This is a genomic window from Niallia sp. FSL M8-0099 (genome assembly GCF_038006945.1).
GTDB classification, from domain to species: Bacteria; Bacillota; Bacilli; order Bacillales; family Cytobacillaceae; genus Niallia; species Niallia circulans.
The window spans coordinates 10,610-31,918 of the sequence record NZ_JBBOWF010000003.1; the positions used below are offsets into that span (position 1 = coordinate 10,610).

The following is a 21,309-nucleotide window of genomic DNA, read 5'->3' on the forward strand; positions in this document are numbered from 1 at the left end:
TTTAGAGTAGTATCCTTACTATTAAAAATCAAATGTTGCTTCTTCCTCCAATGGAACATTTAGAGATTTTGATTCGTGCCTAAGTTTAATTTCAGATAATGGTTTATTTTTATCTTCTAACATCTTCTCTATCAAATATAAATAGTCTTGCTTGATTTGTTCAATGGTCGAAGCATCATATAACTCCCTTGCATATTCAACTTCTAGTATCATTCCTTCTGAAGTATCAAGTACCTCTACTGATAACTCAAATTTTGCATGCTGGGACGGAACCATAGATGTAGAAACATCTAAATTACCTGGCATTTTGACATTCCAATCTTGCTCACTCATATAATTGAACATATATTGAAAAATATTTGTTGTATACCCTTTGTTAGTCGAAATTTTCTGAACGATATAATCGAAAGGAAGACGATTATAAATATATGCATTAATGAATGTATCTTTGGAAGCTCTCATAATCTCCTCGAAATTAGAATTCACTTCAAATTTATTTCGTAGTGCCAATGTATCAATACAACAACCTATTAAGGATTCAAATTCTTCCTCTATTCGGTTTGAGACAGGAATACCAACAATTATGTCTGTTTTTGTAGTATATTTGTACATTAATGCATAGAAAGCCGATAAAAGTGTTACGAATGCTGTTGTATTTTGGCTCTGACTAAACTGATAAATTCTATCTGTAAGTTGGGCTGGGAAAAGAAGGCCAGTTCGTTTTGCTGTATATAGAACATTCTCTAGACGAGGTCTATCAGTAGGTAATCGCAAATTCGGTATAGGATTTGAAAGCATTTTTTCCCAATATCTCAACTTATCAGCAGTTACATCTGAGTTCTTTAGTCGTTGTTCCCATTGTACATAATCTCGGAAAGGTATCTCAATAATTTCAGTTTCGGGAAATGAAATATTTCCAACTCTAAAAGATAACCATTTTCCGTAAAGATCAGCTAATTCACTGACTAACAGACCAATTGACCAAAAGTCGAATATTAAATGTTCAATCATGAAAAATAATTGATATTTATCCTGAGCATACTTAATTCCTTGCATGTGAAACATATATTCTTGTCTATGTTTTATATACATTTCGTTTTCTATTCTTTGGAAAATAGTATTTTCATCAATATCTATTTCATTACTAACATCAAGAAAATATATCTTATAATGTGAGAATTCTAGAACCTTTTGTAAAGGTACATCGCCATTAAAAATCACTTTGGTACGTAATACTGAATGTTTTTTCAACAATTCATTTAGACTCCACTCTAATCCTTTGATATCCAAATCACCTTTAATGTCAATTTTCATCTTTAACATGTAGGCTGAGCTATCTGAGTTTAATTGCTGATATGTCCATATCTTCTCCTGGGCTGTTGTTAGTGGATAATATTCAGAAATCTCATCCCCACTCAAACTCACTAGAGAAGAATCTAATTCAGTAATCTTCTCTCTAGATTGAAGAGATTGTTCAACATATAATCCAACATCATAAATTTTAGGTTTTCTATAAAATTCCCTCATTGTAAATGTAATCTGAAATTCTCGCTGAACCATAAAGATAAATCGCATAGCTTTTAAGGAATTACCACCTGCATTAAAAAAGTCTTCATAAATACTACGTGCAGGTTGTCCAAGCGAAGAAGTCCAGATTTCCATTAATGTTTTTTCGATAGCTGTCAATGATTGATTCCTACCCGGAATATCTGTATATTGTTCGATGTTGGAAGGTAATAAATTACGATCGATTTTACCATTTGGTAATTTTGGTAGAGATTCCACGAAACAGAATACATTTGGTATCATATAATTTGGTAAATATTTTTGTAGAAACTCTTTTAATTCAACATTTGATGGATAGTTATCAGTAGAATTTCCTGTTATATATGCTACCAACAAAATATTATTAGTTGAATCCTGATTTTCCTTTACCACTGCCTCTTTAATCGTTTTGTATCTTCTAAGTACAGTTTCAATTTCCTGAGGTTCAATTCGATAACCATTAAGTTGAATTTGGTTATCTCTACGGCCTTTGAATATAACCTCACCATCAGAATTAAAGTAACCAAGATCACCAGTTTTGTATACTTGCTCTTGTATATCTCCATTTGAAATGGTAACAAATCGTTCCTCCGTCCAATTTTCGTGATTGTGGTATCCTATTGCCAATCCAGATCCACCAATATATATATATCCCACAACACCAATAGGTACTTGTTCTAACTTTGAATTTAGTATATATACTTTAGTGTTTGAGATTGGCCTCCCCAGTGGGACGACTATATTTTCTATTTCATTTGTATTTATTTCATAATATAGGACATCCGCTGAAACTTCTGATGAACCATATAAGTTGATTAGTTTTCGTCCAGGCATTTTTTTATTCCATTGTCGTACAATAGATGATGTTAACTCTTCACCACTTGTTATACATAATTGTAGATGTGGTAAGAGATTGGATAAATCATCATATAAATCTAGTAGTAAAGTTAGAAGAGATGGAACTACTACAATCCTAGATACTTTATGGGTGAACATTTCTTGAACAAGTGAACTCGGGTCCATGACAATCTCAGTTGGGAATATAACTAATTGTATGCCTTGAGCTAGAGGAGAAAGAATTTCTGCAAGAGAATCGATAAAGCTTATAGAAGTCTTACAACAACAAACCTCATCTTCTCTAAATGGATACTTCTCCCACATCCACTCACACCTATTTAATAGTCCACTATGCCTACCCATTACACCTTTAGGTACGCCCGTAGAACCTGAGGTATATATAATATAAGCTAAATCATCATGATAGCTATTGTATTCTTGTTGCATTAGATTTTCATTTTGAAAGTTCGGAACATTATCGACATTCCATACCAAAACATCTTTTTCAGATAGGAAATCGTTTGTCTCATTTTGAGTTAATATTAGGGATAAATTAGCATCTTTTATCATATATTCAATTCTCTCAGATGGATATACTGGATCAAGTGGAACATATACACATCCAGCTTTCCATATCGACAGTAAACTTACTACCGATTCGATACTTCGATTCATATAAACTCCAATATGCATTCCTGGTTTCAAACCAATTTTCTTTAGCACCTTAACCTTCTGATTTACTTCCTCGTACATTTCGCTGAAACTCAAATGACTTTCTCCGTATGTAAGAGCAATTTTGTCAGGTGTTGATAAAGCATGAGTTTCAATCATGTTTAATAGATTATTCTTAGGAAAAGTTGTTTCTGTGCTATTCCAGTGCTTAATTTTTTCCTGTTCTATTTCTGTAAGTAAGTTAGTCTTCAAACTATTTTCCATTGAGTCTGACGCAATCGCACATAAAATATTTGAATAGTATTTTCCTATTCTATCTATTTCTGATTCCGTAAAGATATCTGAATCGTACTGTAATCCTAATGTAACCTCTTTGTTAAATCTCCCTTGAATGAATCTTACATACAAAGGAACATCTGTTACCTCAAACATTTCATCAGAAAGTACTTCCAACTCCCCATAATTATTAACCTCATTATAGATATGGAAGTTCTGATAGTTAAATATACTTGATATTACTATAGGCTTATTGGTAGTCTTTTGAATTTCTGCGAGAGGATACCTGCGATATGGAATCACTTCTTGTTCATTTTGGAATACACTTCTTAGCAATTCCTCCCAAGTTGAATATGAACTGTTAAATCTAAAAGGTAGGGTATTTAGGAATAAACCAAGGACTCTATCCCCACCATTTTGTTCTAATCTTCCATTTACTACAATTCCTGATAATACATCATTTTTACCACTAATTAGTTGTAATGCTTTAATATGTGCTGCTAGAAAAATTGTTTTTAATGGAACAGAAATTTTTCTGCTCACTTCTATTAATTGTTCAACCAGTTGCTCATTCACAGTTAATCTAATTTCTTGGAGAAATCTATGCTCATTTCTATCATCGTTCATCCGCTTACTTAGTAAATCTATAGCTTCCAATCCATCTAGCTTTTCTTTCCAGTATTTAGGAGCATCGTCTGATTGAATCATCTTACTTTCTGCTGCAATATAATCCCTGAAACCAATTTCTAAGTGTGAATCTTGCGAGATTGGTACTCCTACTTTTAGTAATGAATAATACTTGAACAATTCCGTCAATAGGCTAGATACACTCCACCCATCTAAAATAGAATGGTGAAAAATTAATGACAACTGGAATGCATCGTCACTTCTGTAGTGAATAAATACTCGTAAAAGCGGTGGTTTCGACCAATCAAACCCTTCATCTTTTTGTTTTGAACGCCACTTTTCAAGGTATGCATCCTGCTCTTCTTGGGTTAATCCAGTAATTTTCTCAATATAAATTGGAGCTTTTGCGTTAAAATGGACTAATTGTAATGGCTTACTAAAATTAATAAAATCAAATGTAGTACGTAATACTGGATGTTTACTTACCATAATGTTGACTGCTTTTTTGAAACTAGTTTCATCTAACTTTTCCTTGATATGTAGACTTAAAATATCATGAAAAGATTCAGATGAAGTTGACCAGATACTATGAAATAACATACCTGTTTGGAGTGCACTTATTGGATACGCATCTTCTATATTTGATGGTATTTTAGATACATCTTCGTCAGATATCAATTCAAAGTTCTTTATTAAAACAGGTTTTTGTTCTTTCTTTTCTTTTCCAACTGCCTGAACTAGTTCATATATAGTTTGATTCTCAAATAATTGTTGTACCGACATATTAAAACTTTGATCTTGAGCTTTAGATGTAACTTGTATTACTTTAATTGAATCACCACCAAGACTGAAAAAGTTGTCGTGTACACCAATTTTTTCTACATTTAAAACCTCTTTCCAAATAGAAATCATTATTTTCTCATCATCAGTTACAGGAGATATAATTTCATTTTGGTTTTCTTGGGAAACTAGTTTAGCTTTACGCCTTATGGATGCCTCTTGTCGCTCACGTCTTCTTTCTTTCGCTGACTTCATTTTTTTCTCTGAACCATCGATCCAGACCCTTTTACGCTCCAACGGATACAATGGTAGTTCAGTTTTAAATGTTTTTTTGTGATGAAATAGACTTTTCCAATCTATTGATGCACCTTTTACATAGTACTCCGATAACTTTTTCCAATTGAGATTATCACCGTCTAATAAGAGTTTTAGAATATAGGATGCCTCATCATTTAGCGCATTTAAATCTTTATCTGTTATCTCTCCATTTTGTTTTACATTTTCGTAATTTTTAATTATTCGATGCCATCCAAAATGAATATTACTATCATCAATTTCTTCCCAATCATCACAATTATGTAGAAGAAGAATTTTGTTATATAACTCTTCAATGCTATTAACCTGTAAAAGTACACGGGATTCATAATGTCCTCTTCCACATAGTGTTGTATAGCACATATCTTGTAGATCTAAGCTTTGCCAATCCACATCTTCAAGAAAATATTTATAGCTCTTTACAAGTTCCCTTAAAGTCTTCTCATTCTTAGTAGAAATTGAAAATAAATAGGGAAAAGAAGGCTCCTCTATTGCCCATCCATTCGAAGAGTTTCCATTATTCATGGGTTCTTCTAACACTATGTGACAATTTGTTCCACTAAACCCAAATGAATTTACACCACACCTACGTGGTTCTAATGAATCAACCCAATTGGCTGTACGATCACTTACATAAACTGCACTATCTGTAAAATCTATATATGGATTTACTTCTTTAAAGTTAATGTGATAAGGAATTTTCTTATATTTCATCGCAAATACTGCTTTAACTAAAGAAGCTATTCCAGATGCAGCGACAGTATGTCCTACGTTTGTTTTTACAGTACTGATTGCACAGAACTGTTTACGGTTAGTAAATTTTTTAAAAGCTTCAGTTATTGCTTTAACTTCTATTGGATCGCCCAAGAGAGTTCCTGTTCCATGTGCTTCTATATAGGAGATTGATTCTGGGTTTATTCCAGCAGATTCCCATGATTGTTCAATTACTTTTTGCTGCATATTTGCATTGGGGGTAGCAATACCCATCTTACCACCATCATTATTGACAGCTGAACCCTTTACAATAGCATAGACCCTATCTCCGTCCTTAACAGCTTCTTTATAACGTTTAAGTAAAATAGCACCTACACCTTCACTTAACAAAGTTCCTTTTGCACTTTTGTCAAAGGTCCTTACCATTGGTTCTTCTGTTAATATCCCTTGCATTGGTTGGTCTGGAGATTCTATAAAGTTTTCCCTAAGGTTTATGCCACCAGCTACAGCTAAGTTACATTGTCCATTCTTTAATGCGAGGCATGCTTGATGAATAGCAACTAAGGCGGATGAACAAGCAGTATCTACGACAATACTTGGACCTTGAAAATTAAATGTATGTGATATTCTACTAGCAAGTATAGATGAATATGATCCTGTAAGAACTAATGGATGAACATTTCCTGCGATTTTCGCATAGGAAGATTCAACAGCATGGTCCCTACCTATAAACACTCCTGTATTAGTTCCATAAGCGGTTTGACCCCCATACCCCGCATCTTCCAATGCGAGGTATACGGTTTCTAACATGTTTCTTTGCCAAGGATCCATAAACTTTGCTTCTTTTTTTGATATTCCAAAAAATTCAGCATCAAAGGCATTTACATCATCAAGATAACCGCCAAAAGATAGTAATTCTTCCGAGAGATTTTCTAATTGAAAATGGTCTTTTAAAACATCCTCCCAGCCCTTTCTTCTTAATATTGAAGGTCTGTCAATACAATTGACACCTCTCAAAATGTTATTCCAAAACTCTTTGATATCAGCTGCTTTGGGAAACCTTCCGGCCATACCAATAATTGCAATGTCATCTGAAGTCTCTTCATTACTTGTGTTTTTCTGGTTAAGTTCCTTCAATAATTTTTTTGCTTCTTCTATTGTTAGTTGATGGTTTGCGACCTGATGTAAAATATATTGTTTTAGTTGATCCACTGAGTTTCCTCCTTAAGCACCGAGGTTTGAAAGCTCATTTTCACGGAATGAATTTACTCTTTCTTCCCAATCCTCATCCCAAAATTCTTTTGCCAACTCTTCTGCTAATATAACTAATGTATCTTTAAGACTTCCAGCTTTCTTCTGTTTTTCTAAGAATTGTTCATAGATAGCATAAGCTGGATCATTGATCATTTCATGGTATAGTACTTTGATTTTTTCAAAATCTTGATTGATATTATAGAATTCTTTAAGTGTTTTTCCCGCAATATCAATACATTTTTCTAATTCAGTTCCTTTATAAAGAAGTTCCGTTGTTCTTAAATATGGTGGTAAATTTGCTGGGCTAGTAGTTAGTTTCGGGATAATGTCTGGTCTTTCACTTCCAACAGCATAAAGAGCATTAACTACAGTAAATATCCAAGGCATACCTGTCTGATCTCCATTTACTAGTCCAAACTCATTTAATCGCTCATTATTTACCATTTTAGTGTGCAGATATCCTTGTAAAGTTCTTTCCTTTCTTCCTAAAGGAGAACATAAAATGTGGTCGATACCTAGGTCTGCTAGCATAATAGCTGAATCTTTGAATAGTTGAATTGACTGCTCTTCTGTACAACCTGGAACACCAATAAGCAAGTTACCACTAGATTCACATTCGGCCTTACGAATGGTTGCGATAGCTTTTTCGATTTGTGCAGCACTTAAATTCTTATTTACCCAGTGATTCCTTACCCATTCATCACCTACTTCTACCCCAAATTCTATCATTACCTTTTTCCCTAAATTCTTTTTCCAAGACATGATTTTGTTATAATTCATACTTGATGCTCTTGTTTCAAAAATAGTTTTAAATGGACGGACTTTTCTGTTAAACATTTGTCCTTTATCAATAACATCTTCATATACTTTTTCCGGGATTTCTTGAGGATTTAAGCAGTCATATGCCGTAATAAGCTCTACCGCACTAGGTCTATGAATTTTATCTCTTGCATTCTCAATACTAAAACTTACAACTTTAGCGTATAATTCAGGGCTCATTCTCTTAAGAGCATTCAACATTGCAACCCCTTTTGTTTCAGTAGAATTATAATCGCAAAAACTGCATCCTGACATTTTTCCATTTCTCACATTATGAGGACAACCGCTAGTTACGAGTGCAATCATATTTAGCTCCCTACTCTGGAAGACAACGGTATCAACTTTTTTTACTTCTTCAATGATAATTTCCGCTAACTTTTCCGGTTCATATTTTAAAGCATTATTAAATTCGATTTCATAAACATCAGAAACTGGTTCCCAAATTTTCGTTACCACATCATCAATAAACATTACAACATCTCCCCTTAATTCTTTTTGAATTTAAATTAATTCCATTGCTTCACTTACAGATAGTGACTGATCTCTTAGTTGCTTTAGTACATCGTCTATTAACTCATCAGACCCATGGCTTACTCTATCTTTATTAGAAACAGTTTTTTCAGCTAGGTCTTGTTGAATCTGATTTTCAATATGTTTTGATATTTCTAGAATCGATGGAAATGCAAAAATGCTCCCTATATCAATTTTTCCTGGATACTCTTTATCTATTTCTTTATATATTCTCGTGGCAGTAATAGAATCCCCACCTAAAGAACCAAAACTATCATAAATTGAAACCTCTTCTATACCTAAAATATCACGCCAAATATTTGAAATCGTATTCATGACATCTTCATTTCTTGACGAATTTTTCTTTTTGAAAGATGTAGAACCATTTTCCTCTTTAGGATTAATAGTTTTAACAGTAGATACACTCTTTTGAATTCTAGAAATTATTTCGTTATCAAACAATATATCTACCTCTTTAAGTTTAGTAGCTAATAACTTTTCATTAAGCCTACCAACAACAACAGAACCCGCTTCATGCCCAAAGATATTTTCAAATGCTTCAATTCCCTCTGAAACATCCAGCATTTTGAATACTCCATTGTCCTGAACATTATTCTCAGCTGCCATACCTATATCCTTCCATGGTGCCCAATTTATTGTTAAGGTTTTGCGCCCATGAGAGTTCCTATAATCTGAGAAAACATCTAAGTAAGCATTTGCAGCAGCATAATCAGATTGGCCAGCTGAACCATATAAACTTGAAATTGAAGAAAAGGAAATAAAAAAATCCATTTCCTCATTGACTGTGTACTTATCAAGGAGCCAAGCACCATAAATCTTTGAACTCAACACTTGGTCAGTTTCCTCATCTGTTCGGTTGATAATAAATCCCTTTGAGGCTATTCCAGAAGCATGAATAATTCCATTGATTTTTTTATACTTCCCTTTAATATGTTGTACAACGCGTTTTACTTGTTCTTCATTGCTGATGTCGGCAGGAAGATATTCAACTGTAGAACCCAAAGCATTAATATGTTTTTTGGTATCTTGTATTCTCTGGGTATAACTAATATTTCCTTCTTTTTCAGTGGTTCTACCTACAAGAACCAGATGGATTTTTTCCTTTCTTGCAAGGAATTTTGCAACCTCATTCCCTAGAGCCCCTGTACCTCCAGAAATTAAATAAACCCCTTCTTGACGCAGAGGGAGGTTCTTCTTGATAGTACTATTTATTTGGCTGAGAACTGATATTTCCTTTTGATAACGCACTTGATTTCTGATTGCTGTAATATATTGCTGTGATTCAAAATAAATTTCCTTCTCGATTATTTCTAGCAAAGTATTATCGTCGATATCGATGGATCGACAAGACAAGTTAGGGTATTCATCAGGAATTGACTGCCCCCATGTTAAATATGCAGCATTTAATGGATGAATCAATGCTTCATTTCCTGTAACCTGAAATCCGTTCTTGCTCAAAAGTATAATCTCTATACCCCTGTTCTTCTGGCTATCAATCATACTTCTTAGCATATTTTTTAGGTTGTATACACTATTCTGAATTATATTATCTATATCTCTCCTCTCTTTAATCTGTTCTTTATGTAATAGTGTTGTCATATGAAGAATCTTGTATATATCGACATCACCTAACATACTAAAAAGTTTGTCATAATCCTCTTTTGTTCCTGAACAAATATATTGATTTGGACTAATTCTTTTAAATTCACTTCCAATGATGACATCTATTATATTCGAGCTAACTGAAAAATGATTTAATAAATCGTTACAACTATTTTCAAATCGGATACATAACATCTTTCCATTTCTTTCAGATAATTTATTGTTAGGAAGATCTGGAAGCTGAACCCAATTTATTTGATAGAACTTTGTTGAAGATATCTCATCACTACTTTGATGAAAATCAATTGAATTTACTCTTTTTACTGTAAAGTCCTGGGCAACAAATAGTATATTACCCTCGGAATCGTATATCGTTACATCAAAAGACATAGTTTCAGCATCCGAATGACTAACTTTCTTTTTACGTACATGACTGATAATTTTTCCTGGTAGAGCTGAATGCACCCTTATTGAATTATAAGATAAGGGTAGGTATAAGCCGTTTCCTGATACTTGACTAGCAACATTTACAGCTACATCAAGTAAAGATGGATGTAAACGAAAATTTTCTAAATCAGATGAAAAACAATCCGGTAGACTAAATTCAGCTAAAACCTCTTCCTTTCCAACATATAACCGATCTAATAGTGTAGTCCATCGTGGACCGAAATCAAAAAAGCTTTCCTCACTATTGTTGTTATTCTCATTTATGGGTTGCATTTGAGTATATAAATCATCTAAGGTCATTGATTTCACGAGTGGAAGTTGAATTGAATAGACATTAGCCTCACAATATTTAACCCATTGATGGGATTCTGATTGTTTTGATGCAATAATGATATCTAGTTTATCTTTTCGTTCTTTTACTATCATTTGAACTTCAATTTCTGTATTTGGTTCTACTATTAATGGGTTAAGAAAGAAGACATCCCTAATTTCATATGAATATTCAGTAGGGTAGTACCTAGAGCAAATTGTTTCTATCATCTCTAAATAAGCAGTTCCAGGCAACAGACTTTTCCCTAAAATTTTATGCTCTCTAAGTACCCAATGTTCATTCATTGAGAACTTACTCACATAAATGTCTTGTTCTAATGATACTATTGCGCATTCATCAATAAAGGGATGTCCGAAATCCTTAGCTGATTTTTCCTTCTTTATACTAATCGCCGATTTAGTACTAGGAATGTTTGGCCAACATCTTATATTGTCAAAGATATATCCAGGCATACTTAATTTGTAATAAGTATCCGAAAATAAGCTGTAAAAAGAATGCCATGATATATCAGCACCTTGAATATATTGGTTACAAATCTTCCGAAAATCGATAGGGGTAAGATTATTTGACAATCCTTTAATAAAATTATTTAAAGCGCTTGTAAGATAAACTTTATCAGAACCGTACATCTCTCCATTTTCAAGTTGGTTTTTAATATTGGGCACAACAAAATGAGATCCGTAAAATATATCTTGATCCTCAAAAGTATTCAATCCATGATATTCAAGATGTTTCAACTTGATTAAGAGCTCATCCATATTCCTTACTAAAATAACTAGACGATATATACTATGTGTTCTACCAGTATTAACCGTATAACAAACATTCTTTATATCTTCTTGGATATTGTTTTCTATAAATTTCCTTTGAATAGTCACCATTTTCTCAAGAACATGTTTCTTCTTAGCCGAAAGACTAAATAGGTGAATTTTTTCTTCCTTTACTGTTTTCGAATGATCATTTACCTGGTAAGCTGGAGCTTCTTCTAAAACAACATGACAATTGGTCCCACTTAAACCAAAAGAACTTACTCCACACCTTCTTGGGTGATTATTTACTGTCTCCCATTCTTGAACTTTATCAGAAACGTAAACTGGTGAACTAATAAAGTCAATGTTTCTATTAGGATAAGAAAAGTTAAGTGTAGGTGGAATTTTACGATTTTTTAACATTAATATTACTTTAAGTAATCCTAATATTCCTGCAGCGTGATCTAAATGACCATAAACCGATTTGATAGAACCCAGACCACAAAATTGTTGCTTATTTGTATATTTTCTAAATGCACGCGAAATAGCATCTACTTCAACAGGGTCGCCAAGCTTTGTTCCAGTTCCATGCGCTTCCATATAAGAAACGGTTTCCGGTTCAATACCTGCATTATCCCAAGCTTGTGTAATACAATTCTCTTGAGCCAGTACATTAGGTGCGGTGATTCCAATCGAGCGTCCATCTTGGTTCACTGCAGACCCTTTTATCACCGCATAAATATGATCATGATCATTAAGAGCACGTTGTAAAGGTTTTAACAACAAGGCTACAGTTCCTTCGCCAAATACAGTTCCATCAGAATTATCATCAAAAGTTCTTGTTTTTCCACTGCTAGATTCAATCCCAAGTTTGTCATCAGACTCAAAAGGAAGAAATGATATTTTAATCCCACCTGCAATAGCCATATCACATTCATTACTTCTAATAGCCTGACATGCCATATGTACAGCAACAAGTGAAGAAGAGCAAGCAGTATCAACCAATAAAGAGGGACCCTTTAAGTCCAAGGTGTAAGCAAGTCTACTAGCAATAATTGATTGAATATTTCCAGCTTCAGATAAGATTACGGATTCTGGTTGGACATCTGAAATAAACGTTTGATATTCACCATTACCTGAATATCCAACATAAACACCTGTTAGACTTCCGGATAATTTTCCCCCGCCATATCCAGCATCTTCAATAGCTTTACAAGCTACTTCAAGAAAAATCCGCTGATTAGGGTCCATTAGAGAAGCTTCCTTTGCCGTAATATTAAAGAATTCATGATCAAAATAATCTATATGTGGAAGGTAACTTCCATCACAATACGAGTTATGTGGGTAATTATTTTTATACTTCATATAAGCTGAAACATCTGGTATTCGGGATTTAGGAAAAGTGCTAATTGCATCTGTTCCACTACATAATAAATCCCAAAATGAATCAGGACTGTCTGCTTGTGGCAGTTTTGCCGAAACACCAATAACAGCTATTTCATGTAATGATTCTTCTTCTTGTAAAAAATCACCACTTTTATATTTTTTATTGTAATTCAATTTCAACATATTTTAACCTCGCTTCAATGCATCAAATTAAATGGAAGATTAATCTCCTTAAGCAAGTCCTTAGTACCAGTTTCATAGAGTAAGGACTTTATTCGAATATTACATTCTTGCATATCAGCTTTTTTAGTCTGGATAACTGTTAGCAACATTTCAATTGTTTCCTTTAGTTGTTCCATTGTTGGTGTTTCCTGTTTCTTTTCTAATAACAAGTACATTTCTTTAATGCGTTGATAGGGTTCTATGACACCAAGTTTATATTGTTCCACATCGTCGTTGTTATTTTTAATACAAACAGCAGTAGCTAACGCTCTTCCTATGAATGCCAATCTGTCCTCTTCAGGAGTCAATAAGTTTATTAATATCTCTGCATCTTTTTCAGTGTCATATGAATATACCTCTAGACCATTAAATTCCTTAGATAAATTATTAAGTACTGTGCCTGGACCTAATTCAATGGCATGAGTAATATTTTTCTTCAATAGATAGTTCATATTCTCGATCCATTGAACTGGTGCAGTCATTTGTAAAACAAGATTATCAATAATATTGTTAACTCCATGGTGAGGTTCCCCAGTAACGTTTGAAAGTACTGGCCATTTCATTCTTGAAAATCGGTATTTTTCAAGAGTTTTTCTTAATTCAGTGGCTGCTTCATTCATTAAAGAACTGTGAAATGCACCACTTACATTTAATGGTATAACAGTTCCACCCATCTTTTTAAGTCGCGTACTGGCCATTTCTACCGCCTTCTTTTCTCCCGAAATAGAACATTGTGTCAGGGAATTATATGCTCCTATCCCTACTATATGGCCTAATGACAGTAGTTCTAGACAAACACTGGTTACTTCATTAGAATCAATGCCAATAACTGCAGCCATTGTACCTTTCATTTGAGAAGTATCTTTCATTAATTGTCCACGTTTTTGTACAATTTTGAGAGCATCAGAAAATGAAAATACCTCACTACAACAAAGGGCCGAATATTCACCTAAACTGTGTCCAGCTAAAAGACTCGGATTTATCTCATACCTTTCATTTAAGAGTCTAAATTGAGCAACTGAAAGTGTAAGAATTGCAGGTTGTGCAATTTCTGTACTAGTCAAAGTTCCATTATTATCCTCAAAACAGATTTTTGAAAGTTCAATACCTACTGTTTCTTCAGCTTCTTCAAATGTTTCTCTTACAATAGAGCTAGATTTATATATATCTTGTCCCATACCAACGTACTGAGAACCTTGACCTGGAAATAACAATGCGGTTCTATTCATGAATTACTTCTCCTCCATTCGGGCCTATAGATTCTATAATGCTTTCGAGTACATTAGAAAATATATCAAGCATTTCTAAAACCCCTTCCTTACGAATATACTTACCTTCGTATTCACATATAATAAATATTTTCTCGTTATTTCGAGAATAGTAGAAAGGTAATCTTGAAATGTGTCGAATTCCATCTAATGTTGCTTTATGTTCAAAACTAGAAAAAACCGGTAAAAATTCATTTTGTTTTAATCTTATCTTTTGAGAGGTAAGGTATTCATAAATATTTGTATGAAAAGATTGATTATAAAGATTACTAACAATTTTAATAAATGTCTTTATTCCATTTATTTTATGGCTATTTAAATCTACAGATATTAGTCGAAGTTGTTGATCTAAAGTAACCCAAGTGTATATACTTGGCACTCTATCTTGGCTAAATTCACTAAGAGTATAGATATAAGCCGCTAATAATAGTTCATCCAAAGCACAACCCTGAATATGGGATAAGGTATCTAATTCTTTGACTATTAAGGAATCCAACTTTAGAGTACACTTTCCATTAGGACGATTGGCTAGGACGGAATAGGCATAATTATTTGGTATTTTACTTACTTCAATATGCTTTGTTAATTCCGGAGTACTTGATAATTTTTCGGATATTATACGAATAGTTGGATATCCGAATAGTTCAGTGATGGTAATTCTATTTGGATACTCTATGTTAATTCGATCATGCATTTGCATAAGCAGTATCGAGCTCCCCCCAATGTCAAAGAAATTATCATCAATATCAATGGCATCTGTTTGGAGAATATCACTCCATATTTTAAGAAGAGATATTTGAACTACATTCTCTGGATGAAATTTTAATTTAGAAAAATCTCCACCCTTTAAATTATCGTTTCTTTCAGAAAGAACTTTTCTATTAATTTTATTATTAGGAGTTAAGGGTAATGAATCTAAGCGAATCAAATACTGTGGAATCATGTATGCTGGTAATTTAGTGGTTAGAAACTGACGCATTAGTTTTGTGTCAATCTCTTCATCAGATACATAATAACCAAATAATATATCTTCAGTTCCTTTTTTCTTTTTTAATACTACCGCTTGGTTAACTCCTTCTAAAAGACCTAAAGTATTCTCGATCTCCACTGGTTCAATTCGATAACCTCTTATCTTCATTTGGTCATCTGTTCTTCCAATTAACTCGATTTCTCCATTTTTTAATTTTATTGCCTTATCTCCTGTTCGATAAATTCGCTCAGTTGGATTAAAAGGATCATTGATAAATTTTGCAAGAGTTAAATTCTCATTATTTTTATACCCTCGTGCAATACTTGGCCCACCAATATAGAGTTCACCAGGAACACCCTGAGGCAATAATTGTTGATATTCATCTAATACGTAACATCTATAACCTGGTAATGGTTGACCAATAGTGATTTTGTCTTCATTCTTTAACTCTTTGATTGTCGTCCAAACTGTAGTCTCTGTTGGTCCGTACGCATTTAAAAGTGTTCCTTTGTATTTCTCTCTCAGTTTTGGTAGCATTTGATTCGGAAATGTCTCTCCCCCAACAATTAACAGGTCCAAATTGTTAAAAATATCATTACAACCTGAGTGAGATAACATTAGCTGAATTCTAGAAGGGGTTGTTTGAATTACATTTACTTTATTATCAATTATTAACTCAGTTAACTTTTGCATATCTCTCTGCTGTTCTTCATCACTAATTACCACACTCGCTCCCAAAGTTAATGGAAACAACATTTCTGTTATGAAAATATCAAATGACACTGTAGTTAATGCTAAAAACCTTGCTGTGCTGTCTAAATTTAATCTACTACTGATGCTTGATATATAGTGATTCAAAGCTTTATGTTCAATCATCACACCTTTTGGTTCCCCTGTTGATCCCGATGTATACATAACATATGCTAAGTTATTTGATTCCAATTTTATTGGATTTACAGGGATAGACTGATTGACATTTTTATTATCACTATTGATATAGATAGTCTTCCCATTAAAATCCAAACTGGTTCTGTATTTATCTTCAGAGATTATTACTGATGTATTACTATCACGTAGAACATACGATACCCTCTCGGCAGGATATGTTGGATCTATTGTAAGAAATGCTGCTCCCGATTTAAGGATTGCTAGTATTGCTACAACAGTAGTATATGAACGGTCAAGCATTACACCAACAATTTGTTCGGGGCCAACACCAGACTCTAAAAGAGTTCTAACTAATTCGTTTATATCTCTATATAAATCGATATACGTATACTCTCTCTCATTGAAAACAATAGCGGCTTTACTTGGCATAGTACGAACACATTCATCAAAGCTTTCTAGGATAGTATGATATTCAATTTTAGATGAAGACAAATGACTTGTACTAGTAATATCAGAAACTTCATCTTCTCTTACTAAAGGAATTCTTAATATTTCCTTATCAATATAGTCCCCAATTACATTTATCATTAATTGAAATTGTTCACTAATGCGTTCTATGGATTCTGGTTTAAATAAATTTTTATCGTACTCTATGTGACAGGTTAGATTTTCTTTTTCCTCCCAAATATTTAAAGTTAAGTCATATTTAGCACCAAGTGATGTTGGTCTTACATAACTTACATTTAAATCTGGAAATGATATATGTTCGTCAGATTTATAGTTATGCCAAATAAACATTACATCAATCAGAGGATTCCTACTCAAATCTCTCTTTAAAGGAATCTTGTTTACAAGTTCTTCGAAAGGATAATCCTGATATTCAAGAGCATCAAAAACAGTCTTTCTTACTTCATAGAGATATGATCTGAAAGTTTTTTCTAATTTTGGGTAAATCCGCAAGCCGACATTATTAATAAATACACCTATCATATCAGTAATATCAGGATGCCTTCTTCCAGACACAGCTGTACCTATAACTATATCTTCTTGACCCGAATTTCTTGCTAACAGAACTCCAAATATCGATAAAACAAGAGAATACAGGGTAACACCCAATTCTGATGCCAATTTTCTTAAGAAAGCTAATTTTTCTAAATCAATCACAAATTCCTGTTCTTCGCCCTCATATTTTTTTATTGGTGGTCGTAAATAATCAGTAGGCAACTGAAGAATAGGACCACCGTCACTAAATTTGTTTAACCAATATTGTTCACCATTTAACATTTCATCAGTTTGTAGTAAGTTTCCTTGCCATACTGCATAATCTTTATACTGTAATGTTTTAGGGGATAGCTCTTCACCATTATATAAACTTAAAAGTTCAGTACGTAATAAATCTATAGAAATCCCGTCCACAATAATATGGTGCATATCAATTAGTAAAGAATGAAAATTTTCCCCATGGTTTACTAATAGAAATCTAAACAACGGAATTTTTGTTAAGTCGAATTCCTTTACAAACTTACGCATTCTAGCTTCTAAAAATTCTATTCCCTCATAGATTGTTACCAGTTCAAACTCAATATCATCATGAACTTTCTGTTCTACAGTAGAAGCTGTTAGTTGGAATGATGTTCTAAGAATCTCATGACGAGAAATCAAAATATCAATTGAGTTTCTTAGCCTCTCCACATCTAGTTTTCCCTCAAATTGAATAATATTTGGAAGGTTATAATGAATTCCATTTTCCATTAATCTGTTCATAAAGAATAGCCTTGATTGTGATGAGCTTGCTCTGTAATTTGATAGATTTGATTGCTTGTCTATTTTCGGTAATTTCATCTGAATATCATGGTTATTGATAATTGTAGCTAGTTTTTGAATTGTTACCCCTTCTAATATTTCCCTTAGAGGAATTTGGACTCCAAATGATTGATATATGCTAACTGAAAGCAGGGAAGCCTTAATTGAATTACCTCCATATTCAAAGAAACTAATATTAGTTCCAATTGAGTCCTGTTTTAATACCTCTTTCCATATTTTTAAAAGTTTATCTTCTATTTTATTTTTTGGAAGATCTTCATTGACCCTAGTGTATGAATAATCCATCGATACAAGTTTCTTTTTATCAATTTTACCGTTTGGTAGTAATGGCAACCTTTCCAAACGTAAATACAAATGAGGTATCATATACTGTGGAAGATGTTTTCTAAGATATTTTTTTAATTCCTCTTTATCAATAGCTCCCACAAAGTATACGCAAAGAGTATTTATTCGATTATTCATTAATACTACTGCTTCAATGATCTCACTGTGATTCAATAAAACAGATTCAATTTCAGTTAATTCAATACGAATTCCATTAAGTTTAATTTGGGAATCTTTACGTCCTATATATTCTATATTCCCATCTTCCAAAAACTTTGCTAAATCACCCGATTTAAATAAAACTTTTCCTTTGTCTGATTTAAATGGATTCATAACAAATTTTTCTTGTGTTAAATCCTCTTTGTTATAACCTATTGCAACCCCTTCTCCGCCGATATATATTTCTCCAACCACACCAATTGGAACTTGTTTCATTTCAGAATCTAAAATATATATCTCTGTATTTCCTATTGGCTTACCAATAGGAACCTTTTGATTTGTTTGAACTAAATCAGAGGTATCAAAATAAGTTGCATCTGCCATGACTTCTGAGGAACCATATAAATTAATTAGCTTAGTACATTGATTTGAAAGCTGCCTAAATTTATTTACTAGTGTAATATTTAGCTCTTCTCCACTCACAACCCAAAATTTTAGGAAAGGCAAATCCCTAGAAATATAAATATTATTTTCTACTATCATCTTAAGAACCGAAGGAACAAGGACAATTCTTGTTATTTTGTTCTGTTGAAGCACAAATATAAATTGATTGATATCTCTTACTGTTTCATCAGAAATAATTACACTGGGTATCCCATTTAATAGTGGACCAAACATCTCCCAAATCGAATCAATAAAATTGGAAGATGTCTTATGACAACATATTTCCGTTTCCTCAAACGGATACTTATTGACCATCCATTTTATTCGGTTAATTACATTTCGATGAGTACCTATAACTCCTTTAGGACGTCCAGTAGACCCAGATGTGTACATCATATACGCTGGAGTATGAGAATTTATAATTGTACCTAGACGTTCACTACACTCTTGCATCAAGCTATATTGATGTTCATCCACACAAATCACAGTTTGATTCGTAGATATAGGCAATAAGGAAGTGTATTTTGCCTTGGTTAAAATAGTCTTAATACCTGAATCTTCAATCATGTACTTTAGACGGTCTTTTGGATAATTAATGTCCAATGGTACGAACATTGCTCCAAGTTTTAGGATAGACAGTACAGAAATCATTGATTCCAACGATCTCTCTAAACAAATTCCCACTTTACTTCCCTTCATTACACCATGTTTCTTAAGATATCTTGCCCATTTGTTTGAATTAATTTCTAATTCGCTGTATGTGATAGAGCGATTGCCTTGAATAAATGCCACAGAATCAGGATGATCAGATACCTGAACTGAAAAAAGATCATGAATGGTACTTTCCAACTCATAATCTTCTCTCGTCTGATTCCACATGCTCAATAATTTACAATCTCCCACTGGTAAAGGTAACTCTGAAAGCTTAATAGATGGATTACTCACAATGATATCTACCAATGTTAAAAAATGATCAGCCAAGCGTTTAATAGTTTTTGATTTAAAAAGATCTGTTCTGTATTCAAATCGAAGCTCAATTGTGTTTTCATTTTCAATACACTCTAATGAAAGTTCCGCCATTGAGGTAGAACTCTCTATAGGTACATTATTAATCTGAATGTTATCCAAATTCATATTTGTAGTTTTAATATTCTGATAAATAAACATAACTTGAGATAAAGGGATTTTCCCATGTGGTCTATTTGGAAATAATTCTTCAACTAACATATCAAAAGGAATATTCGCATTACTATAAGCATTTATACTCGTTTTGGAAATACGCTCCAATACATTACTGAATTCTGGATTTCCATTTAAGTTTGTATCGAATACCACAGTGTTTGTAAAAAAGCCAATGATAGATTCAAAGTCATAATTAGTTCTTCCCGAAAAAGGTACTCCTACTACTAACCGAGACTGGGTAGTAAATTGATATAAAAGTACATTGAAAACAGCAAGAGTTGTCATGAATGTTGTTGTACCATTTTTCTGACTTAACATTCTAAGTTTATTTAATCTATCAGAATCAATAGTTGCTGAATGTACACTTCCAGAATTAGAAATCTTAACTGGATGGGAGAAATCTGTAGGTAAATCTAGGAAACCTGTCGAGTCCATTAATTGACTTTTCCAATAGTTCATTTGATGATTAAATTCTTCACTTTTCATCCACTGTCTCTGATATTCTGCAAAATCTTTATATTGCATCTTTAAAGGAGGTAGTTTTACTTGGATAAACCCTACAGCTTCCTTATAAAATGACAAAAGTTCATTAACAAAAATTTGAATGGACCATCCATCAGAAATAATATGATGCATCATTAATGAAAATATGAATCTCTCTTTCTCAAGTTCAAATACCGTTACTCTAAGTAAAGGACCAACTTCTAAATCAAATGGTATGTTTTGTATATTTTTAATCTTGTTAATTGCTTCATTTTTTCTTTCATTAAAATCTATCTTGTTTAAATCCTCATAAGAAAGATCAATAATTAATGAAGATTCAATTATTTGTTGAGGTTTACCTTCTCTTTCAATAAATCGACTTCTTAATATCTCATGTCTAGAAACTACTCTATTAATTGCATGTTCTAATGCTGATATATTTATTGGACCAAGTAGCTCAACGGCGTAAGTCATATTATAGGAACTATCAGCAGGATAATTTTGTTGATGTAAATAGATTCTCTGTTGATTTAATGACAAAAGAGAGGTAGTATCCTGATTTGGTATATTTTTTTGTAATTGATTTTCCCATTTTTCTTTAAGACGTATAATTTGTTCTGGAGATAATTGAGAAATTCTATCAGAAATAGTCTTCATGCA

The 21,309-nt window shown here is 32.9% G+C and carries 5 protein-coding genes; all 5 read right to left on the reverse strand.

Annotated features, from left to right (window positions below; genetic code table 11):
• Positions 1-21: 21 nt before the first annotated feature.
• From NSQ92_RS24605 to NSQ92_RS24625, 5 genes are read right to left on the reverse strand one after another with little or no spacing between them, the layout of a single operon-like run.
• Positions 22-6,978, reverse strand: coding sequence for a type I polyketide synthase (locus NSQ92_RS24605; protein ID WP_341123788.1), 6,957 nt, complete (start codon positions 6,976-6,978; stop codon positions 22-24).
• A gap of 12 nt (positions 6,979-6,990) precedes the next feature.
• Positions 6,991-8,310, reverse strand: coding sequence for a hypothetical protein (locus NSQ92_RS24610; RefSeq protein WP_341123790.1), 1,320 nt, complete (start codon positions 8,308-8,310; stop codon positions 6,991-6,993).
• A 30-nt stretch (positions 8,311-8,340) separates the two neighbouring features.
• Positions 8,341-13,068, reverse strand: a complete 4,728-nt coding sequence (locus NSQ92_RS24615) for a type I polyketide synthase (protein WP_341123791.1) — start codon at positions 13,066-13,068, stop codon at positions 8,341-8,343.
• A gap of 14 nt (positions 13,069-13,082) precedes the next feature.
• Positions 13,083-14,336, reverse strand: a complete 1,254-nt coding sequence (fabD, locus tag NSQ92_RS24620) for an ACP S-malonyltransferase (RefSeq protein ID WP_341123792.1) — start codon at positions 14,334-14,336, stop codon at positions 13,083-13,085.
• Positions 14,329-21,306 (reverse strand): amino acid adenylation domain-containing protein, encoded by a 6,978-nt coding sequence (locus NSQ92_RS24625; protein WP_341123793.1) that lies wholly within the window; start codon positions 21,304-21,306, stop codon positions 14,329-14,331. The genes fabD and NSQ92_RS24625 overlap by 8 nt, the downstream gene beginning before the upstream one ends.
• Positions 21,307-21,309: the final 3 nt, after the last annotated feature.

Coding starts and splice junctions, on each gene's coding strand:
- NSQ92_RS24610 (WP_341123790.1), bottom strand. CDS start 8,310: ATGTTTATTGATGATGTGGTAACGAAAATTTGGGAACCAGTTTCTGAT.
- NSQ92_RS24615 (WP_341123791.1), bottom strand. CDS start 13,068: ATGTTGAAATTGAATTACAATAAAAAATATAAAAGTGGTGATTTTTTA.
- fabD (WP_341123792.1), bottom strand. CDS start 14,336: ATGAATAGAACCGCATTGTTATTTCCAGGTCAAGGTTCTCAGTACGTT.
- NSQ92_RS24625 (WP_341123793.1), bottom strand. CDS start 21,306: ATGAAGACTATTTCTGATAGAATTTCTCAATTATCTCCAGAACAAATT.